Origin of the sequence: Rathayibacter sp. VKM Ac-2856 (assembly GCF_013205055.1) — a bacterium.
Taxonomy (GTDB): Bacteria; Actinomycetota; Actinomycetes; order Actinomycetales; family Microbacteriaceae; genus Rathayibacter.
In genome coordinates, this window is sequence record NZ_JABMLF010000001.1 from 801,939 (window position 1) to 822,016 (window position 20,078).

Consider the following 20,078-nt stretch of genomic DNA (forward strand, 5'->3'; position numbering starts at 1 on the left):
CTAGGGTCGTCGGCAGTGACACGGGGTGCCCGCCAGGGCTGAGATGAGACCCGTCGAACCTGATCTAGTTCGTACTAGCGAAGGGATGTCGCGAATGAGCATTCGCACGCCTGCCCACCCGACCCTCCTCGACGGCGCGGCCGTCGCCCGAGACCTCGACGGCCTGCGCCGAGCCGCGCCGCTCGTGCAGTGCATCACCAACGCGGTGGTCACCGGCTTCACCGCCAACAGCCTCCTCGCGCTCGGTGCGAGCCCGGCGATGTGCGATCTGCCCGGCGAGGCCGGCGTCTTCGCGGGGATCGCCTCCGCGACGCTGGTCAACCTCGGCACCCCGCACGCGGACCAGCGTGACGGCGCCCGCGAGGCCGTCGCGGCGGCGAACGCGGCCGGGACGCCCTGGGTGCTCGACCCCGTCGCCGTCGGACCGCTCCCCGTCCGCACCGCGCTCGCGGCCGAGCTGCTCGAGGCGCGTCCCGCGATCATCCGCGGGAACGCGTCCGAGATCCTCGCCCTCGCCGGTCTCGGCGCCGGCGGTCGCGGTGTCGACGCCGTCGACGGCCCGGAGGACGCCCTCGAGGCCGCCACCGCACTGGCCCACCGCGTCGGAGCCGTGGTCGCCGTCTCGGGCGCGGTCGACGTGATCACCGACGGCGAGCGCGTCGTGCGCGTCAGCGGCGGCCACCCGCTGCTGACCCGCGTCACCGGCGGCGGCTGCGCCCTCGGCGCGGTGATGGCCGCGTTCCTCGGCGCGCAGCCGAGCGACGGCGACGCACTCGGAGCCGCGGTCGCCGCCTCCGCGGTCTGGGGTCTCGCCGCCGAGCGCGCCGCCGCCACCGCCGCCGGTCCCGGCTCGTTCGCGGTCGGACTGCTGGACGCCCTGTCCGCGCTCACGACCGACGACGTCGCGACGGGAGCGCGGATCGCATGATCGACCTCTCGCTCCAGCTCGTCACCGACACCCGTCTCTGCGGCCCGCGCGGCGTGCCGACCGTCGTCGCCGCGGCCGTCGCCGGCGGCGTCCGCACGGTGCAGGTCCGCGACCACGACGCGACCGCCGCCGAGCTCGTCGCCCTCACCTGCGCCGTCGCCGCCGTGCTCGACGAGCACACCACCCTGCTCGTCGACGACCGCGTCGACGTGGTCCTCGCCGCCCGCCTGGCCGGCGCCCGCGTCGACGGCGTGCACGTCGGCCAGTCCGATCTGCCGGTCCTCGCCGCGCGCCGCATCCTCGGCGCCGACGCGGTGGTCGGCCTCACGGCGAACACGCCCGCGCACCTCGCAGCCGCGCACGCCCTGCCCGCGGGCACGGTCGACTACCTCGGCGTCGGCGTGATCCGCGCCACGGCGACCAAGCCCGACCACCCGGAGCCGCTCGGGATCGACGGCTTCGCGGAGCTGGCCGCCGCGACCCCGCTCCCCTGCGTCGCCATCGGCGGCGTCACCGCCGACGACGCGGCGGCCCTGCGCCGCGCGGGCGCCGCCGGCCTCGCGATCGTCTCGGCGATCTGCGCCGCCGAGGATCCCGAGTCCGCCGCCCGCCGCTTCCGCACGGAGTGGGAGCGATGAGCGCCGCGCTCCCGTCGTCCCGGGCGGTCCCCCGGGTCCTCAGCATCGCCGGCACCGATCCGACCGGCGGCGCCGGCATCCAGGCCGACCTCAAGTCGATCGGCGCCCTCGGCGGCTACGGGATGGCCGTCGTCACGGCGCTCGTCGCGCAGAACACCCGCGGCGTCCGCTCGATCAACCTGCCGCCGGCCGCGTTCCTCCGCGAGCAGCTCGACGCGGTGAGCGACGACGTCGTCATCGACGCCGTGAAGATCGGGATGATCGCGAACGCGGAGCTGGGTGCCGTGATCGCCGCATGGCTCGACGACGTCCGCCCGCCGCTGGTCGTCGTCGATCCGGTGATGATCGCCACCAGCGGTCACCGCCTGCTCGACACCGAGGCGGAGGAGGCGGTCCGCGCCCTCGTCCGCCGCGCGGACCTGGTCACGCCCAACCTGCCCGAGCTGGCCGTGCTGGCCGGCACCGAGCCCGCCGAGGACTGGGAGTCGGCGCTCGCGCAGGCCGCGGACCTCGCCCGCGCCCTCGGCACCGCCGTGCTGGTCAAGGGCGGCCACCTTGCCGGCCCCTCGGCGCCGGACGCCGTCGTCACCCCCGCGGGCGAGATCCGCGAGGTGCCGGGCGAGCGCGTCGAGACGACCAGCACCCACGGCACCGGCTGCTCGCTCTCCTCCGCGATGGCGACCCTCCTGGCGGGCCGCGGGACGACCCCCGACACCCTCGGCCACGCTCTCGCCGAGGCGAAGGACTGGCTGAACGGCGCCCTCCGTGCGGCCGATGCGCTCCGGGTCGGCGAGGGCAGCGGCCCGATCGACCACTTCCACCGCCTCCGCGCACCCGCCTTCTGCGAGCGGATGTGGAGCGAGACTCAGCCGCTGCGCGCCGAGATCGACGCACTGCCGTTCGTCACGGCGCTCGGCGACGGCTCGCTCGCCCGCGAGGACTTCGAGTGGTACCTCGAGCAGGACGCGCTCTACCTCACCGAGTACGCCCGGGTCCTCGCGGTCGCGGCGCAGCGCGCGCCGAGCACGGCCGAGCAGGTCTTCTGGGCGGAGTCGTCGGCATCGGCCCTCGCGGCGGAGGCCCAGCTGCACCGCGACCGCCTGGGCGAGCGCACGGCGACGGCCTCCTCCGTCACCCGCGGCTACGTCGACCACCTGCTCGCGGTGGGCGCGCGCGGCGGCTACGGCGAGATCGTCGCCGCGCTGCTGCCGTGCTTCTGGCTCTACGCCGACATCGGCGAGCGGCTGGCCGCGGCGAACCGGCCCGGCCATCCGTACGCCGACTGGCTGGTGACCTACGCCGATCCGGCGTTCGCGGTGGCGACGGAGCGGGCCGTCGCCCTCACCGAGGCGGCCGCGGCCCGGGCCACCGACGCGGAACGCGCCGCCATGGGCGACGCGTTCCTGCGCTCGAGCGTCTTCGAGCGCGACTTCTTCGCGGCTCCGCTCAGCCGATCGCCTCGCGGAGGACGTGCATGAGCGCGTCCAGCTGAACCGTGTCGGCCGAGGCCGCCTCGGCGTCCGCGCCGTCGAGCGCGCGGGCGGCGAGGCCGGCCTTCGCGTCGATCAGCTCGGCGATCTTGGCGTCGATCGTGTGCGCCGCGATGATGCGCCAGGCCGTGACCGGCTCCTCCTGGCCGATGCGGTGCACGCGGTCGATCGCCTGCGTCTGCTCGGCCGACGTCCAGGACAGCTCGGCCAGCACGACGTTGGAGGACGCCTGCAGGTTGACGCCGACACCGGCCGCGGTGAGCGAGCAGACCGCGACGGACACGTCCGGGTCCTCGTTGAACGCGTCGATCTGGGTTTGGCGGAAGGTCGCGCTCTGGTCGCCGCGGATGGAGACGGAGGTGAGCTCGCGCTTCTCGAACGTCTCCTCGGCCTGGTCCATCACGTCGATGTGCTTCGCGAAGAAGACCACCTTGCCGACCGAGCGCGCCAGCTGCGAGGCGTAGTCGGCCGCGAGGGCCGCCTTGGCCTGGCCGATCCGGCGCACCATCGTGAAGACGTTCTCGCCGGTCTTGGCCGACTTCGACTCCTCGAGCTCGCTCTGCGCGACGATGCGGACGAACCGCTCGCGCTCGTCGTCGTCGAGCTCGTGCGTGATCGACGCCGTGACGGCCTTGTAGCGCTGCAGCATCCGGGCGCCGAGCTCGCGCTCCGCCTTCTGGATCGAGCGGCCGAGGTCGTCGTCCAGCTCGACCGGCAGGTCGACGATGCGCTTGGAGGGCAGGTCGGCGGCGACGTCGATCTTCTTCCGCCGGACGATGCCGAGGTCGATGACCGCCTCGCGCGCCTCCGGGTAGAAGCCGGTGTCGGCCGGGGTGAGACCCGTGTCCTCGAGCAGGCTCATCAGCTCGGGCCCGGGCTTGGTCTCGTCGATCCAGCCGAGGAAGCGCCAGATCGCGCGGAAGTCGTCGACGTCGTTGATCAGCGGTGTTCCCGTCAGCGCGATCATCAGCGGATCGTGGCCGGGAGTCGTCTCGCGGATCTTCGACGCCAGCGCCAGCACGCTCTGCGAGCGCTGCGAGCGGAGGTTCTTGATGAAGTGCGCCTCGTCGACGACCATGCCGCGGAAGCCGAGGCTGCCGAGCCAGCCGATGTGGCGGTCGAGGATGTCGTAGTTGACGATCACGACGTCGGCGAACGCGTCGAGCGTCCTGCCGTCGCCGTGGATGACGGTGGCCCGGCGCTGCGGAGTCCAGCGCTCGACCTCGCGCGCCCAGTTCATCTTGACGACGTTGGGGACGACGGCGAGCAGCGGGTACGAGCCCGTGACGGACGCGGCGAGCAGGCTCTGCGCCGTCTTGCCGAGACCCGGCTCGTCGGCGAGCAGGAAGCTGCGGTGCCCCTCGCGCGCGCTCTCGATGAACCGAGCCTGGTGCGGCATCAGGTCGCGACCGCGCGGAGTGACCCGGTCGATCTTCGGCGGCTCGGGCAGCTCCATGCTGGCGGCGCGGCCGCCGGCACCGTACTCGAACGCCTTGAACAGCGGGCCGAGCAGCTCCCAGTCGTCGAGGCGACGGCGGGCCGGCGCGGGGGCGGCGGCGATCGAGAAGTCGGGCGGCAGGAACGGGTTGGCGAGCTGGCGCGCTCGCACCGACGGCGGCACGACCTGGTTGACCGGCACCTCGGGCTTGGGCTCCGGCTCGGTCACGATCAGCAGCTCGTCCGGGCTCAGCTCGGCGCCGGCCTCCAGCAGCCAGTCGCGGCGCAGCTTCTGCGCGGCGGCGGTGACGCCCGCCTCGGACTCGAGGAGGGCGATCAGGCTGGTGTCGCGCGCCGCGGTCTTCGCGAGGATCGTCGCGATGCCGTCGAGGCGCTTCATCTCCTCCGCGCGCTGCGCGTCGCTGAGCTCCGTGTCGACCTTGACCCGCTTGCGCTCCTCGCGCATCAGCAGGGCGATGACGAGGAACTTCGTCCGGTTCGTGGGCCCGACCTTGCCGGTCTGGGCCTTGGCCTCCACCTCGCGCACGCGGCGGGCGAGGATGGGGATGATCCCGGAGTTGTCGACACCGCGCGAGCGCGAGCGCGGGCGGGTGCCCGCCGAGCTCGTCTGACGACGCGACTGACCGGACTGACGCTGGCCGCTGCGAGCCATGCTCCTCCTCGACGTGGACGGGGGCGGAGGAGGGGTTCCCGCGCTCCACCGTCGCATTGCACTGTGCTGGTTCGTCACCGTGCTGGTGTTGCACTTGCACTGGCCGCGTCGCGTCGGAGACGAGACGGGCACCGATGCACCCGGTGGCCGTCGGGAGCTCCGAGCAACGGGTCTGAGACCCGGTCGCAGCATCCCCGGCGTGCAGGTGCGCGACGAGTCTACTCCTCAGGGACCCTCAGGTGGCACGCGGCGCGTCCGGCGCCGCGGACGTCACTCCGGAACGCGCACGCGGATGATCAGGCCCGCCGCGACGACGACGCCGACGGCCGCGAGGTGCAGGGAGGACCAGACGGCGTCCGGGAAAGAGAACGGCAGCACCGGGTTCCACAGCACGACGATCGGCGCGAGCCCGATCAGCCAGTAGTACGCCTTCGCCTGGATCGCGAACCAGCCGATGACGGCCGCGAGGATCGCCACCGGGTACCGCACGAAGTCGTACGCGTCGCCGCCCACCAGCGCGAGGCCCGCGAGCAGGATGATCGCCGTCAGGATCCCGGGCGCCAGCGCCATCCGCGCGCTCGAGCGGGACGGGTAGCGGTCGGCGGTGCCGCCGCGGGGCGGTCCGGACTTCTTGGCGTTCACCCGTCGATCGTACGCGGCGCACCCGACGGAGACGTCCGACCCGACCTCGAGGCGCATACCCCCGCCGGGTATCCGAGCTCCGACGTAAGCTGGAGGGGTGATCGAGGATCTGAAGAAGCGCTCCCTGCACCGCGCCCGCATCCTGGCGGGCCAGATGCGCGGCCTCGAGAAGGCCATCGAGAACGAGGACTACTGCGTCGACATCGTCACGCAGTCGCTCGCCATCCAGAAGTCGCTCGGCTCGCTCAACAAGCTGATCGTCGAGAACCACCTCCGCACGCACGTCACCGCGATGTTCGACGAGGGCGGCGACGCGCGCGAGGCGGCGATCGCCGAGCTCGTGAAGATCTTCGAGCTCTCCAACAACCGCTCGTGACCGCGCTCACCGCGGTCCGCGGCGACATCACCCGCGAGCAGGTCGACGTCATCGTGAACGCCGCCAACTCGACGCTGCTCGGCGGCGGCGGGGTCGACGGAGCGATCCACCGCGCCGGCGGCCCCGAGATCCTCGAGGAGTGCCGGCGCCTCCGGGCCGGCGTGCTGCGCGACGGGCTCCCCGCCGGTTCCGCGGTCGCCACCACGGCCGGGCGCCTGCCCGCCCGCTGGGTCGTGCACACCGTCGGACCCGTGTACTCGAGCGGCACCGACCGCTCCGCCGTCCTCGCCTCCGCCTACACCGAGTCGATCCGCGTCGCCCGCTCCCTCGGCGCTCGCACGGTGGCCTTCCCGGCTGTCTCGGCCGGCGTCTACGGCTGGCCGATGGCGAGCGCGGCCCGCGTCGCGGTCGACTCGGCCCGCCTGGCCGCCGCCGAAGCCGGCCCGAACCCCCTCGACGAGGTCCGCTTCGTGCTCTTCTCCGAGGACGCCCTCGCCGCCTTCCGCGAGGCGCTCGCCTAGCTCGCCGCCCGGGTCGCGGCGCCGGTCCCCGAGCCCGCGCCGGTCCCGACGCCGGGAACGACGAAAGGAGCCGGACCTCACGGTCACGGCTCCCCTCGGCTCCGCAGAGCTGCCTGTCGGCGAAGCGCTACGCCGTCTTCGGCCGCGCGAACTCGTCGTACGGCAGCGTGATCGGCCGGGTGCGCGGGGGCATCCGCAGCACCGAGTCCAGCGCCGGGCCGAGGGCCTCGCGCCACGCGGCGTAGCCGGCCTCGTTGAGGTGCAGGCCGTCGGGCGAGTACTGCTCGAGCAGCGCCCCGTCCTCGCCGGCGAGCACCGGCCACAGGTCGAGGTAGCCCGCGTGCGCCGTCGGCGCGAACTGCCACAGGTGGCGGTTGACCTCGCGGATCTGCGCGCCGAACTCGCGGGCGCGCGGCAGGATCGACGTCACCAGGATGCGGACGTCGGGGAGGTCGCGGCGGAAGGTCGCGACGATGGTCTCGATGTTGCGCACGATGTGCTCGGTCGTCCGGTGGTAGGCGAGATCGTTCGTGCCGACGAGCAGCACCACCGTGTCCGGCGCCCCCTCGACGAGCTCCGGCAGCCGCTCGACGACGTCGTCGCTCGTGGCCCCGCCGACGCCCTCGTCGACCACCGTCGACGCCGTCAGCCACTCGTCCCAGGATCCGCCCTGAATGATGCTGTCGCCGATGAAGGCGACCTTTCCCAGCTGGAGATCGCGCCCCGCGTCCGTGTCCGATCGTTCGCTCATCGTGCTCCTCTCGTTCGCGTCCGAGGCGGCGTCGCCGCCCGCGGACCCCTCCATTGTCACCGCTGCGCCCCGCGCCCACCAGGGGAGCGCTCCTCGCCGGCATCGGCGAGGTCGGACGCGGTGGCCGTGATGCGGTTCGCCATCCCGTTGAAGATCACGCCGTGGAAGGGCAGGACGGCGAACCAGTAGAGCCGTCCGCCGAGCCCCTGCGGGAAGAACACGGCGCGCTGCGTGTAGACCGAGCCGCCGTCCTCGCCGGGCTCCGCGCGCATCTCGAGCCAGGCTCCGCCGGGCACCTTCATCTCGGCGCGCAGGCGCAGCAGCGTCGGCCGCTCGATCGCCTCGACGCGCCAGAAGTCGAGGGCGTCGCCCGCGTGCAGCCGCTCGGAGTCGCGGCGCCCGCGCTGCAGGCCCACTCCCCCGACGAGCTTGTCCATCCAGCCGCGGATCGCCCACGCGAGCGGGAACGAGTACCAGCCGTTGGTGCCGCCGATGCCCTCGATGACCCGCCAGAGCTTCGCCGGGTCGGCGCCGGTCCGGCGCACCTTGAGGTCGACGTAGACGGTGTGGCCCGCCCAGTCCGGGTCGCTCGGCAGCGGGTCGCTCGGCGCTCCGACGACCTCCGCGTTCTGCCAGCTGGTCTCGATCTCGCCCGCCTGCATCTTGCCCAGCGCGAGCCGGACGGAGCGGCGGTACGGCGTGAGCCCGCCCTCGGGGTCCGGGATCAGCCCGCGGATGTCGTCCTCGCGCACCACGCAGTCGTACTGCAGCGACGCGATGATCGGCACCGCCAGCGAGCGCGGGATCGGCGTCACGAGGTTCACCCACTGCGAGGCGAGCCACGGCGTGAAGACCGGCAGCGAGGCGATCGGCCGCTGCGCGAGCCCCGCCTCGACCGCGTAGCCGTTCATCATCTGGCCGTAGCGGAGCACGTCCGGCCCGCCGATGTCGAAGGTGCGGTTGAGCGTCGCGTCCTCGAGCGCGGCGGCGCCGAGCAGGTAGTGCAGCACGTCGCGGACGGCGATCGGCTGGATGAAGTTGCGCACCCACTGCGGGGCGGGCATGTACGGCAGCACGTCGGTGAGGTGGCGCACCATCTCGAACGACGTCGAGCCGGAGCCGATGATGACGCCGGCCTGCAGAGCGATGGTCGGCACGCCGGAGGCCATCAGGATCCGGCCCACCTCGGCGCGCGAACGCAGGTGCGGCGAGAGCTTCTCGAGATCCGGGTGCAGCCCGCCGAGGTAGACGATCCGCTCGACGCCGGCGGCGAGCGCGGCCTCGGCGACGTTGGTCGCGGCGCGGCTCTCGACCTGCTCGAAGCGCGCGTGGTCCGAGCCCGAGCCCATCGAGTGCACGAGGTAGTAGAGGACGTCGACGCCCTCGAACGCGGCCGCCAGCGACTCCGGGTCGCTGAGGTCGCCCTGCGCCACCTCGACGTCGCCGGCCCACGGGACCTCGGCGAGCTTGCGCGGGTCGCGCACGAGCACGCGCACGCGGTAGCCCGCCTCGAGCAGGCGCGGGGTGAGGCGGCCGCCGATGTAGCCGGTCGCGCCGGTGACGAGGGCCAGGGGACGGGCCGGGTCCGCGGCGCGCGACGGGGCGGGTGAGGATTCGCTCATGCGGCCACGGTACGCCGCCGCCCCTGGGCGCTCTCCCGCTGGTGCGCCGCCCCGGCCGCTGCTAGGGCCGCCGACCCCGCCCGCCCGGGCTCCTCGGGGCGCTCGAGGTCAGTCGGCCGGTCGCTCCGCGCCGAGGATCGCGCGGACCTTCTCGACGTCGTCGTTCATCTGCCGGATCAGCGGCTCGACGCCCTCGTAGGCGACCTGCCCGCGGATGCGCGAGACGAAGGCGACGTCGACCACGCGGTCGTAGAGGTCGATCGTCTGATCCAGCAGGAACGCCTCGACCTGCTTGGGCGGCACGCCGACGAAGGTCGGGTTGCTGCCGACCGAGATCGCGGCCGGGTAGCTGCGGCCCTCGGTGACGAAGCGGCCGGCGTAGACGCCGTCGGCGGGGATCAGCCCCTGCGACTCCGGCGAGAGGTTCGCGGTGGGGAAGCCGAGCTCTCGGCCGCGCTTCGCCCCGTGCACGACGACGCCGCGCACCACGGGCTCGTGGCCGAGCAGCCAGGTGGCGTGCTCGACATCGCCGTCGGCCAGCAGCTCGCGGATCCAGGTCGAGGAGACGCGGCGGCCGTGCTCGGGCCGGACGTCGTCGATCAGCTCGACCTCGAAGCCGTGCGCCTCGCCGAGCGTCCGCAGCATCGCCACGTCGCCGGCCCCGTGGGCGCCGAAGCGGAAGTCCGAGCCGACCAGCACCACGCGCGCCTCCAGGGCGTCCACGAGCACCTGCTGCACGAACTCCTCCGCCGTGAGCGAGCGGAACTGCTCGTCGAACGCCAGCAGCAGGGTCGCGTCGATCCCCGTCTCGGCCAGCAGCTCGAGCTTCTGCTCGTTGCCGACGAGGGCCGGCGGGCACCTCTCCGGCGCGATGACGCTGAGCGGATTGCGGTCGAAGGTGACGACGACCGCGGCGAGACCGCGCTCGCGCGCGCGGGCGTGCAGGGTGTCGATCACGGCCCGGTGGCCGGTGTGCACGCCGTCGAACTTGCCGATCGTGACGGCGGACGGGCCGATGCCGGTGAGGTCGGCGGGTCGCTGCTCGATGCGCATCAGGCCCTCGTCCCCGCGGCGGACCGGCGCCCCTGCACCCGCAGCCACCACAGCCCGAGCACCGGCAGCACCAGCGGGATGAGGAGGTAGCCGGCGCCGAACGCGGCCCAGACCGTCGACTGCCGGCCGAACGGGTCGGCGCTGGCGAGGCCGAGCAGCTGCGGCGCGAGCACGCTGATCGCGCCGACGACGAGCACGCCGACCAACTCGAACGTGATGGTCACGAAGGCGATCCGCTGCCAGACCCGACCCGGAGCGACGAGGGCGACGGTCGCGACGATGTAGACCACCGCGGAGAGCGCCGACAGCGAGAAGGCGAGCGGCGCCTCGTCGAAGCGGTCGATGATCTGGAAGACCGAGCGGCCGGTCGCGGCGAGCGCGAGGATCCCGTAGACGACGACGAGCAGGCTGCCGATGCCGCGGGATCGCGCCGAGCGGGCGGTCTGCCGGTCGGGGTTCGGCTGAGCTGGGTCGTGGGCCGCCCGTCCGGGCGCATCGCTGGAGTGGTTCGACATCGCAGGGTCAATGGTAGGCGCTCGATGCGCCCTCTCCCCCTCGGCGGAGGATCGGGAGCGTCAGGCGGTCTGGACGAACCAGATCTGGTGCATCCGGTAGACCATCACCGCGATCGCGAGGCAGACCACGCCGAGGATCACCGTGCTCCACCGGCTGCGCTCGATCAGCGCCCAGAAGCCGGCCGCGAGCGGCAGGATGAGCGCCGAGACCAGGTAGATGTAGAACTCCGGCAGGCTGCCCGAGGGCCTGTTGCCGACGACGGGCGAGACGATCGCCACGGCGAGCTGGACGATCAGCAGCAGCTCGACGATCGCCGTGGCGCCGACCGTGACGTCGGAGGGCCGCCGACCGATCATGCCGAGCACGAGGCAGAGCAGTCCCGCGGCGACCGCCACGCCGACCTGCAGCGTGGTGAACCAGTCGATCACGGCGTGCCCACCCGGAGTTCCTCGGTGGGGAAGTTGACGACGCTCTTGAGCGCGGTGCCCCGACGCTCGGCGAGGCCCACCAGGCGCTCCCCCGGCCCGACGGCGGCGAGGAGGCCCTTCGCGCCCGCGAACGCCTCGGGCACCGGGATCCGCTTGCCGTTGGCCAGGTCGACCGCCTCGCGGCCGTCGAGGTGCAGGAGGGGGAACAGCTCGCCCGCGACGGCCGTCGGCGGGAGCAGCGCGGCCGGGACGTCGAGCTCGTCGATGTCGCCGGCCTGAGCGACCCGGAACGGGCCGACGGCCGTGCGCCGGAGGACCGTGAGGTGCCCGCCGACGCCGAGGGCCGCGCCCAGATCGCGGGCCAGCGCGCGGATGTAGGTGCCCGAGGAGCAGGTGACGCGGACGTCGAGGTCGAGGAACCCGTCGACCTCGCGGCGCTCGGGCACGTCGAAGGCGCTCACGATCACGGGCCGCGCGGGCAGCACGACCTCCTCGCCGTCGCGGACGCGGGCATACGCGCGCCGGCCGTCCACCTTGATGGCGCTCACCGAGCTCGGGATCTGCTCGATCGCGCCGGTGAGGGTCGCCACCGCGGCGTCGACCGCGTCGGCCGTGAGCGCCGCGACGGCGCCCGGCTCGGCCGTGGAGATCGTCTCGCCCTCGCGGTCGTCCGTGCCGGTCGCGGCGCCGAGGCGGATCGTCGCCTCGTACTCCTTGTCCAGCCCGACCAGGTAGGTGAGGAGCCGGGTCGAGGGGCCGAGGCCGAGGATCATCAGTCCGGTCGCCATCGGATCGAGCGTTCCGGCGTGCCCGACCTTGCGGGTCCCGGCGCGGCGCCGGGTCCGCGAGACGAGGTCGTGGCTGGTGATGCCGCCCGGCTTGTCCAGCAGGAGGATCCCGTTCGGCGCCGCCGCGGAAGGGCTGGGAGTCTCGAGCACGGGTGCGAGGATACACGCGCAGTTCGGGAGTCGGCCCGCGGGAGCGCCACCCGGCACGGGCCCCGGCCGAGGCCGTTCTAGGCTGTCCGGATGAGGATCGCCGTACTCGGAGCGGGCGCCGTCGGCGGCACCGTCGCCGCCCTGCTGGACCGCGCCGGACACGACGTCGAGGTGACCGCCCGGGGCGAGAACCTGACCGCGATCCGGCGGCAGGGCCTCCGCCTCGACGGCGCCTGGGGCGAGCACACCGCCTGGGTCCGCTGCGGCGAGACGCTCGACCTCGTCCCCGATCTCGCCGTGCTCTGCACGAAGGCGCAGGACGCCGAGGACGCGCTCCGCGCCAACCGCCGCACCGTCGACGGCACGCTCCTCGTGGTGGTGCAGAACGGGCTCGACGGGCTGCAGGCCGCCGCCCGGCAGGTCCGCGAGGCCCGCCTGGTCGGCGCGCTCGCCCTGTTCGCCGCGAGCCACCTCGAGCCCGGCCGCGTCACCGTGACCGCCCCCGCGACGACGACCCTCGGCGTGCCCGGCCGCCCGGCCGACGACGACGTCCGGCGCGCCGCCGCCGTCCTCGGCGAGGCGGTCCCCACGGCCACCACCGACGACTTCCTCGGCGCGCAGTGGACGAAGCTGCTGATCAACGAGGTCAACGCGCTCCCCGCGATCACCGGTCTCTCCGTGCAGGAGACGATCGCCCACCCGGGCCTGCGACGGCTGCTCGCCCGGGCGATGCGGGAGGCCGCGCGCACGGGTCTCGCCTCCGGTGTCCGCTTCGGCGCCCTGCAGGGCCTCTCCGACGCGAGGATCCGTGCTCTGGCGGCCGCGCCGCTGCCCGTCGTCGAGCTGCTGCCGCGGCGGATGGCGACACGGATGGGCGACGTGCCGAATCCGGGATCCACGCTGCAGAGCGTCCGGCGCGGGGTCCCGAGCGAGATCGACCACCTGTCCGGCGCCGTCGTGCGGACGGCCCACCGCCTCGGTCGCGAGGCGCCGGTCAACCAGCTGCTGGTCGAGCTCGTGCACGAGGTCGAGCGCGCGGGCGCGTTCCTCCCCGCGGAGGACGTCGTCCGGCGGGCGACGGCCCTCTAGCTCCGGAGCGGAGCGGCCGCTCAGCAGGAGTCGGCGAAGAGCCGGCGCGGGTGCTCCGGATCGCGGACGTCCACCAGGATGCCCGCGAGGCGACGCGCATCGGTGCTCGCGCGGTAGGCCGCGTCGACCGGCGGCTCCTGCGTGTCGAGCCGGATCGACGTGCTCCAGGCGCCGCGCAGCTCGGGGCGCAGCGCGAACGGGCCGTCCACGAGCAGCAGGGCGTCGCGGCCGGCGGTCCGCCAGCGCGCCTGCCGCGGCTCGTCGCGGGCGCCGTCGTAGGCGGCGAGGACGAAGCCGGCGCTCCCGCCGAGCTTGAACGGATCGAGCAGCACCCGGCGCAGCAGCTCGTAGTCGTAGCCCGCGGCGTACGCGCGCTCCGCCTCGGGGACCGACGGATCCTCCCGCTCGGCCCGTGGGCGGCGGAAGTCGTCGAGGTGCGCGACGACGGCGTCGCGACCCGCCCGGCGGAGGGCGTCGGCGAAGGCGAGCGCGAACTCCGCGGACACCGCCGGATCGTCGCCGTCGATCCCGACCGCGACCCGGCCGTGCCCGTAGTTGTGCAGCACCTCCGCCGCGAGCGCGTCGAGCACATCGGCCTTCTGCGGAACCCACTTCGTCATTCGTCCACGATACGCGCGAGCGCCTAGGGTGACCTGATGCCCACCGCACCGCTGGCCGCCGCGATCGTCGACTGGTTCCACGGCAGCGCACGCGATCTCCCCTGGCGCCGGGAGGGCTTCCCCGCCTGGGGCACGCTGGTCAGCGAGTTCATGCTCCAGCAGACGCCGGTCGTCCGCGTGATCCCCCGGCTCGCCGAGTGGCTCGAGCGCTGGCCGACCCCGGCGGACCTCGCGGCCGTCCCTCCCGGCGAGGCGGTGCGCGCCTGGCAGTCGCTCGGCTATCCGCGCCGGGCGCTGCGCCTGCACGCCTGCGCCGTCGCCATCACCGAGCAGCACGGCGGCGTCGTCCCGCACGACGTCGACACGCTCCTCGCCCTGCCCGGCATCGGCGACTACACGGCGCGCGCGATCGCCGTCTTCGCCTTCGGCCACCGCCACCCCGTCGTCGACACGAACGTCCGGCGCGTCCTCGCCCGCGCGGTCGACGGAGCCGCCGAGCCGGGTCCGCCTCGGGCGAAGGCCGACCTCGCCGCGATGGAGGCGCTGCTGCCCGAGGACCTCGCGGACGCGGCCGCCTTCAACGCGGGTGCGATGGAGCTCGGCGCGATCGTCTGCACCGCCCGCGCCCCGCGCTGCGACGCCTGCCCGATCCGGGACGCCTGCGCCTGGCGCACCGCCGGCTACCCCGCGTACGACGGCCCGGTGAAGGCCCGGCAGAAGAGGTTGGAGGGCTCGGACCGCCAGGTGCGGGGCCTCGTCCTCGCCGAGCTGCGCGCCGCGCACGGCCCCGTGACGGCCGCCGAGATCGCCTCGCTCTGGCCGGACGCGGAGCAGCGCGACCGCGCCCTCGCCGGCCTGCTCGCCGACGGCCTCGCGACCGGCACCCCGGAGGACGGCTACCTCCTCCCGCACTCCTGAGCGCCGCCCGTGTCGGACCGGCCCGGTAGCGTGGCGCCGTGACCGGTCGACGCCTCCGACTCCCCCGCCCCGACGCCGAGCTCGACGGTGCGCTCGCCGCCGCCCGCCGCGAGGACGACCTCCCGGGCGTGTTCCCGCCCGAGGTCCTCGCGGAGGCGGAGCAGGCCGACCGCACCGCGGACGATGCGAGCCGGATCGACCTCACGGCCGTCCCGTTCGTCACGATCGACCCGCCCGGCTCGCTCGACCTCGATCAGGCGCTGCACCTCGAGCGCCGTCCGTCCGGTGTCGTGCTCCGCTACGCCATCGCGGACGTGCCCGCCGTCGTCCGTCCCGGTGGCGCCCTGGACGCCGAGACCCGCCGCCGCGGCCAGACCTACTACCTCCCCGACGGCCGCATCCCCCTGCACCCGGCGGTCCTGTCCGAGGGCACCGCCTCGCTGCTCCCGGACCTCGAGCGGCGCGCCCTGGTCTGGACCCTCGAGCTCGACGAGGGCGCCGCGCCGCGCTCCGTCCGCCTCGAGCGCGCTCTCGTCCGCAGCACGGCCCGCCTCGACTACACCGGTGTCCAGCGCAGCGTCGACGCGGGCGCCCCGCACCCCTCGATCGCGCTGCTCCCCTGGTTCGGCGCCGAGCGTCTCGCCCGCGAGGCCGAGCGCGGCGGGGCGAGCCTCGCCCTGCCCGAGGAGGAGATCGTCGCCGTCGACGGCGGCTACCGGATCGAGCGCCGGGCCCCGCTCGCCGCCGAGGGCTGGAACGCGCAGGTCTCGCTGCTGACCGGCATGGCCGCCGCGACCCTGATGCTAGACGCCGGAGTCGGGATCCTCCGCACCATGCCCGAGGCCGACGAGGCGACCGTCGCCGCCTTCCGCACCCGCACCGAGGCCCTGGGCGTCCCCTGGCGCGCCGAGGAGCAGTACGGCGCCTATCTGCGCCGCCTCGACACCGCCGACCCCGCGCAGCTGGCGATCATGTCGGCCGCGGCGTCGCTCTTCCGCGGCGCCGGCTACACCGCCTTCGACGGAACCGCCCCCGAGCAGCCCCGCCAGGCCGCGCTCGCCGCGCCCTACGCGCACGTCACCGCGCCGCTGCGCCGCCTGGTCGACCGCTTCGGCCTGGCGACCTGCCTCGCGGTCTCCACCGGCACGGAGCTCCCGTCCTGGCTCCGCGAGGCCCTCCCCGAGCTGCCCGCCCTGATGACCGCGAGCGACCGCCGCTCCGGAGCGGCCACCCGCGCGGCCACCGCCGTCGTCGAGGCCGCGATCCTGCGCGGTCGCGAGGGCTCGTCCTTCGAGGGCGTCGTCGTCTCCACGGCGAGGACCCGCTCGCAGGTGCAGCTGCTCGACCCGGAGATCACGGTCGACGTGCCGACCCCGCAGACGCCGGGAGCCCGTGTCGTCGTCGTCCTCGAATCGGTCGACGTCGCCACGGGCTCCGCGGTGTTCAGGCCCGAGGGCTAGTCCTCGTCCTCGTCCTCGCGCGGCTTCACGTACGGGTCGGCGTCGCCCGCGTAGTCCGCCTTCGCGGCGAGCGACTGCACCTGGGTGTCCTGGTTGCGCGCCGTCGCGAGGAGGTCCTCGATGTGCTTCGCGTTCTCCGGGATCGCGTCGAGGATGAACTCGAGCGACGGCGTCAGCCGGGCCGTGATGTTCTTGCCGACCTCGGTGCGGAGCATGCCGGTCGCCGCCTTGAGGGCGAGCGCCGAGTCGGCGCGCTCCTCGTCGGTGCCGTAGACCGTGTAGAACACGGAGGCGTGCTGCAGGTCACCTGTCACCTGCACATCCGTGATGGTGACGAAGCCGAGTCGGGGGTCGCGGAGTCCGCGCTCGAGCCGCTTGGCGACGATCACCTGAATCCGTTCGGCGAGCTTCCTCGCCCGTGCCGGATCTGCCATGGCTGGTCCTCATCTCTCTCGACGAACCGTTCAGCTCGCCATCTAACCACTCCCCGGCAGTCCTGCCGGTCGTCTCACTGGGGGCTTGCTCTGCGCTCGCACTGTTCTGCGCGGCGCTGCCAGCGCGGGTGGGGTGCCTCGCCGCGACTCCTTCCCGCGCGGCTGCGCCGCGCCCGCCAGACCCGAGCCAGGAGCCGCGACGAGGCACCCCACCCGCACCTCACGCCAGTACACGCGGACGCCCGTACTCCCGGTCCTCTTCACGCGCAGGCATCCCACCCCGACATGCGGCACCAGATGCCCGACGCGACAGATCCCGGATACCCGCCCACGCGCGCCCCTCGGCAGCGCCCGACCCTCCCGCAGGGAGGGAGCTCACTCCCGTCCTCGCGCGACTGGCTCGGGCCTGGCGGGCGGGCCGAAGGCCCGCGGGAAGTCGCGCGAGGACGGGAGTGAGCTCCCGACCCCACAGAAGAGACTCAGGCCGGAGACCCGGAAGCCGGGCCGCCCACGAACGCCGGAAGGCCCGGGCGGACCCGGGCCTTCCAGTGATGCTTCAGGTTCAGCCTCGCGGCTTCTCCTTCATCTCGATCGTCTCGATCTCGTCGCCGATCTGGATGTCGTTGTACTTGCCGAGACCGATACCGGCCTCGTAGTCCGTGCGGACCTCCGTGACGTCGTCCTTGAAGCGACGCAGCGACTCGATGGCGAGGTTGTCCCCGACGACGACGCCGTCGCGGATGACGCGCGCCTTCGAGTTGCGGGTGATCGTGCCGGAGCGGACGATGACACCCGCGATGTTGCCGACCTTCGAGGAGCGGAACACCTCGCGGATCTCGGCGACACCGGACTGGACCTCCTCGTACTCGGGCTTGAGCATGCCCGTGAGCGAGTTCTCGACCTCTTCGATCGCGTTGTAGATGACCGAGTAGAAGCGGATGTCCACTCCCTCTCGAGCAGCGCGCTCGCGGGCCTTCGGGTCGGGGCGGACGTTGAAGCCCACGATGATCGCGTTGTCGATCGTCGCGAGGTTGACGTCCGACTCCGTGATCGCACCGACGCCGCGGTGGATGATGCGCAGCTGCACCGAGTCGTCGACCTCGATCTTGACGAGCGACTCCTCCAGCGCCTCGACGGCACCGGACACGTCGCCCTTGATGATGAGGTTGAGCGACTCGACCTTGCCCTCCTCGAGAGCACGGGTGAAGTCCTCGAGCGAGATGCGCTTGCGGGCCTTGGCCAGCAGGGCGTTGCGCTGAGCGGCTTCGCGCTTCTCGGCGATCTGGCGGGCGGTGCGGTCCTCCTCGGTGACGAGGAAGGTGTCGCCGGCTCGGGGCACGGACGAGAGTCCCTGCACCTGGACCGGTCGCGAGGGCACGGCCTCGAGCACGGCGACGCCGTTCTCGTCGGCCATCGCACGGACGCGGCCGTAGGCCGTTCCCGCGACGATCGCGTCGCCGACGCGCAGCGTTCCCGACTGGATGAGGACCGTCGCGACGGCACCGCGTCCCTTGTCGAGCTTGGCCTCGATCGCGACTCCGCGGGCCTCCTTGTCGGGGTTGGCGCGCAGGTCGAGACCGGCGTCCGCGGTGAGCAGCACGGCGTCCAGGAGGTCCTGGATTCCGGTGCCCGCACGGGCCGAGACGTCGACGAACATGACGTCTCCGCCGTACTCCTCGGCGACGAGACCGAACTCGGTCAGCTGCTGGCGCACCTTGGCCGGGTTGGCGTCGGGCTTGTCCACCTTGTTGACCGCGACCACGATCGGCACGTTGGCCGCCTGGGCGTGGTTCAGCGCCTCGATGGTCTGCGGCATGATGCCGTCGTCCGCCGCGACCACGAGGATCGCGATGTCCGTGACCTGGGCACCGCGGGCTCGCATGGCGGTGAACGCCTCGTGACCCGGGGTGTCGATGAAGGTGATCGGGCGCTCGATGCCCTCGTGCTCCGCGACGACCTGGTACGCACCGATGTGCTGCGTGATGCCGCCCGCCTCGCCGGCGACGACGTTGGCGTTGCGGATCGCGTCGAGCAGGCGCGTCTTTCCGTGGTCGACGTGACCCATGACGGTGACGACGGGGGGACGGATCTGGAGGTCCTCGTCCGTCTCGTCCTCGAGCTCCTGCTCGAGGTCGAGTCCGAAGCCCTCGAGGAGCTCCTTGTCCTCGTCCTCGGGCGAGACCACCTGGATCTTGAAGCCGAGCTCACCGCCGAGCACCTCGAAGGTGGCCTCGTCGAGCGACTCGGTCGCCGTCGCCATCTCGCCGAGGGCGAAGAGGACGGTGACCAGGTTGCCGGGGGGCACCGGCACGCCGGTCATGGCCTCGATCTTGTCGGCGAAGTCCGAGATCGACGCGCCGCGGCGCAGACGGATGACCGTCTTGCCGTCGCCGCGGGGGACGCTGACGCCGCCGAGCGACGGGGCCTCCCTGAGCTCGAACTCCTGACGCTTCGTGCGCTTCGACTTGCGGGCCTTGCTCTTGCCGCCACCGCGACCGAAGGCACCAGCGGTGCCACCGCCGGGGCCGCGACCGCGACCGCCGCCGCCACCGGGACGAGGGGCGAAGCCGCCACCCGCTCCGGGAGCGCCGCCGGGACGCTGGAAGCCGCCGCCGGCCGGACGGCCGGGGCCGCCGGGACGACCGGCTCCGCCACCGGGACCGCCGGGACGCTGACCGAAGCCGGCGGGGCGCTGGCCCATGCCGGGACCGCCGGGTCGGGGCGCGCCGGGGCGAGGAGCAGCGGGGCGGGGGATGTTGCTGGGCGTCGGGCGCGAGCCCATGCCCTGCGAGCTGGCGAACGGGTTGTTGCCCGGGCGCGGGGGCGTCGCGGGACGCTGGCCCATGCCCTGGTTGCTCGCGAAGGGGTTGTTGCCCGGACGCGGTGCGCCACCGGGACGGCTGGAGCCGCCGGGGGTGCTGCCGGAGGACTTCGGCGGGGTCGCCGGAGCCGGACGGGGGCCTGCGGGCTTCGGGCCGCCGGGGGTGGCGGACGAGGCGGGCGCTGCGGCGGGCTTCTCGGCCGCGGGCGCCGGAGCGGCGGCCTCGGTCGGAGCCGGAGCGGCGGGGGCGGCGGCGGCGGCCTGGGCGCGGGCCGCGGCAGCGGCCTCCTGAGCGGCCTGGGCTGCGGCCTGGCGCTCGGCGACCGACATCGGCGGAGCCGGCGCCGGAGCGGGCGGCTTGGCCGGGCCGGGCATCGGCGCGGACGGACGCGCGCCGGAGGGGCGGGGAGCCCCGGGACGCGCGGTGGTGGTGGTGCCGCCGGCGGGAGCCGACGGGGTCGACGCTCCGCTCGCGCTCGCGCTGCCCTGGAGGGCCTGGCGGAGCTTGCGGGCGACGGGGGGTTCGATGCTGGACGACGGTCCCTTGACGAACTCGCCCAGTTCTTTCAGCTTCGCAAGTGCGACCTTGCTGTCGACGCCGAGTTCGGCGGCGATCTCGTGCACGCGTGGTTTAGCCACTTCTCTCCTGTCTCGGACCTGCGCCCAAGACGGGGCAGGCCATCACAAACGGACGGATCTCATTTCGAGCCGCTCATCAGTCGT

19 protein-coding genes and 1 riboswitch are annotated in these 20,078 nt (G+C 73.8%); of the genes, 8 read left to right on the plus strand and 11 right to left on the minus strand.

Annotated elements, in window-relative coordinates; all coding sequences use genetic code 11:
* Positions 1-11: 11 nt before the first annotated feature.
* Positions 12-103: riboswitch (TPP riboswitch) on the plus strand.
* The 3 genes from thiM to thiD all read left to right on the plus strand — a co-directional run bounded on the left by thiM (position 95) and on the right by thiD (position 3,044).
* On the plus strand, positions 95-928 hold the full coding sequence (gene thiM / locus HQQ82_RS03730) for a hydroxyethylthiazole kinase (protein WP_173231712.1): 834 nt from the start codon (positions 95-97) through the stop codon (positions 926-928). It overlaps the preceding riboswitch by 9 nt.
* Complete coding sequence (gene thiE, locus HQQ82_RS03735) at positions 925-1,566, plus strand: thiamine phosphate synthase (RefSeq protein WP_173231713.1); 642 nt, start codon at positions 925-927, stop codon at positions 1,564-1,566. Before thiM ends, thiE begins: the two co-directional genes overlap by 4 nt.
* Positions 1,563-3,044, plus strand: a complete 1,482-nt coding sequence (gene thiD, locus HQQ82_RS03740) for a bifunctional hydroxymethylpyrimidine kinase/phosphomethylpyrimidine kinase (RefSeq protein ID WP_173231714.1) — start codon at positions 1,563-1,565, stop codon at positions 3,042-3,044. The genes thiE and thiD overlap by 4 nt, the downstream gene beginning before the upstream one ends.
* Here the strand turns inward: thiD and HQQ82_RS03745 are convergent.
* A complete protein-coding gene (locus tag HQQ82_RS03745; protein ID WP_173231715.1) occupies positions 3,013-5,166 on the minus strand; it encodes a DEAD/DEAH box helicase in 2,154 nt (717 codons plus the stop codon). The two genes, thiD and HQQ82_RS03745, sit on opposite strands and share 32 nt — an antisense overlap.
* 270 nt (positions 5,167-5,436) lie before the next feature.
* Complete coding sequence (locus HQQ82_RS03750; protein WP_173231716.1) at positions 5,437-5,808, minus strand: DUF6804 family protein; 372 nt, start codon at positions 5,806-5,808, stop codon at positions 5,437-5,439.
* 97 nt (positions 5,809-5,905) lie between these two features.
* Here HQQ82_RS03750 and HQQ82_RS03755 point away from each other — a divergent pair, with 97 nt between their 5' ends.
* Both HQQ82_RS03755 and HQQ82_RS03760 read left to right on the plus strand, forming a co-directional pair.
* On the plus strand, positions 5,906-6,184 hold the full coding sequence (locus HQQ82_RS03755; RefSeq protein ID WP_123445545.1) for a metal-sensitive transcriptional regulator: 279 nt from the start codon (positions 5,906-5,908) through the stop codon (positions 6,182-6,184).
* Positions 6,181-6,705: an O-acetyl-ADP-ribose deacetylase gene (locus HQQ82_RS03760; RefSeq protein WP_173231717.1), complete on the plus strand. Its 525-nt coding sequence runs from the start codon at positions 6,181-6,183 to the stop codon at positions 6,703-6,705. The genes HQQ82_RS03755 and HQQ82_RS03760 overlap by 4 nt, the downstream gene beginning before the upstream one ends.
* 127 nt (positions 6,706-6,832) lie before the next feature.
* Here the strand turns inward: HQQ82_RS03760 and HQQ82_RS03765 are convergent, their stop codons facing one another.
* The 6 genes from HQQ82_RS03765 to truB all read right to left on the minus strand — a co-directional run bounded on the left by HQQ82_RS03765 (position 6,833) and on the right by truB (position 12,013).
* The gene (locus HQQ82_RS03765; RefSeq protein ID WP_173231718.1) at positions 6,833-7,456 is read right to left on the minus strand and encodes a GDSL-type esterase/lipase family protein; all 624 of its coding nucleotides are present in this window, start codon (positions 7,454-7,456) and stop codon (positions 6,833-6,835) included.
* A 56-nt stretch (positions 7,457-7,512) separates the two neighbouring features.
* Positions 7,513-9,078 (minus strand): SDR family oxidoreductase, encoded by a 1,566-nt coding sequence (locus tag HQQ82_RS03770; RefSeq protein ID WP_173231719.1) that lies wholly within the window; start codon positions 9,076-9,078, stop codon positions 7,513-7,515.
* A gap of 108 nt (positions 9,079-9,186) precedes the next feature.
* A complete protein-coding gene (locus HQQ82_RS03775; protein WP_173231720.1) occupies positions 9,187-10,131 on the minus strand; it encodes a bifunctional riboflavin kinase/FAD synthetase in 945 nt (314 codons plus the stop codon).
* Positions 10,131-10,646, minus strand: coding sequence for a hypothetical protein (locus tag HQQ82_RS03780; RefSeq protein WP_254071168.1), 516 nt, complete (start codon positions 10,644-10,646; stop codon positions 10,131-10,133). The genes HQQ82_RS03775 and HQQ82_RS03780 overlap by 1 nt, the downstream gene beginning before the upstream one ends.
* 60 nt (positions 10,647-10,706) lie before the next feature.
* The gene (locus tag HQQ82_RS03785) at positions 10,707-11,075 is read right to left on the minus strand and encodes a hypothetical protein (protein WP_173231721.1); all 369 of its coding nucleotides are present in this window, start codon (positions 11,073-11,075) and stop codon (positions 10,707-10,709) included.
* Positions 11,072-12,013, minus strand: coding sequence for a tRNA pseudouridine(55) synthase TruB (gene truB / locus HQQ82_RS03790; protein WP_367947797.1), 942 nt, complete (start codon positions 12,011-12,013; stop codon positions 11,072-11,074). The genes HQQ82_RS03785 and truB overlap by 4 nt, the downstream gene beginning before the upstream one ends.
* Positions 12,014-12,103: 90 nt before the next feature.
* Here truB and HQQ82_RS03795 point away from each other — a divergent pair, with 90 nt between their 5' ends.
* Positions 12,104-13,102 (plus strand): ketopantoate reductase family protein, encoded by a 999-nt coding sequence (locus HQQ82_RS03795; protein ID WP_173231722.1) that lies wholly within the window; start codon positions 12,104-12,106, stop codon positions 13,100-13,102.
* Between the two features lie 20 nt (positions 13,103-13,122).
* On the opposite strand, the gene HQQ82_RS03800 is transcribed toward HQQ82_RS03795, so the two are convergent.
* Positions 13,123-13,722, minus strand: a complete 600-nt coding sequence (locus tag HQQ82_RS03800; protein WP_173231723.1) for a hypothetical protein — start codon at positions 13,720-13,722, stop codon at positions 13,123-13,125.
* A gap of 36 nt (positions 13,723-13,758) precedes the next feature.
* Here HQQ82_RS03800 and HQQ82_RS03805 point away from each other — a divergent pair, with 36 nt between their 5' ends.
* Positions 13,759-14,640 carry an A/G-specific adenine glycosylase gene (locus HQQ82_RS03805; RefSeq protein ID WP_173231724.1) on the plus strand — a complete coding sequence of 294 codons (882 nt, stop codon included), beginning with the start codon at positions 13,759-13,761 and terminating at the stop codon, positions 14,638-14,640.
* 38 nt (positions 14,641-14,678) lie between these two features.
* Positions 14,679-16,100 (plus strand): RNB domain-containing ribonuclease, encoded by a 1,422-nt coding sequence (locus HQQ82_RS20510; protein ID WP_173231725.1) that lies wholly within the window; start codon positions 14,679-14,681, stop codon positions 16,098-16,100.
* Here the strand turns inward: HQQ82_RS20510 and rbfA are convergent.
* Both rbfA and infB read right to left on the minus strand, forming a co-directional pair.
* Entirely contained in the window at positions 16,097-16,534 is a 438-nt protein-coding gene (rbfA, locus tag HQQ82_RS03815) for a 30S ribosome-binding factor RbfA (RefSeq protein WP_123445535.1), read from the minus strand. The two genes, HQQ82_RS20510 and rbfA, sit on opposite strands and share 4 nt — an antisense overlap.
* Before the next feature lie 562 nt (positions 16,535-17,096).
* The gene (infB, locus tag HQQ82_RS03820) at positions 17,097-19,994 is read right to left on the minus strand and encodes a translation initiation factor IF-2 (protein WP_173231726.1); all 2,898 of its coding nucleotides are present in this window, start codon (positions 19,992-19,994) and stop codon (positions 17,097-17,099) included.
* Between the last annotated feature and the right edge of the window lie 84 nt (positions 19,995-20,078).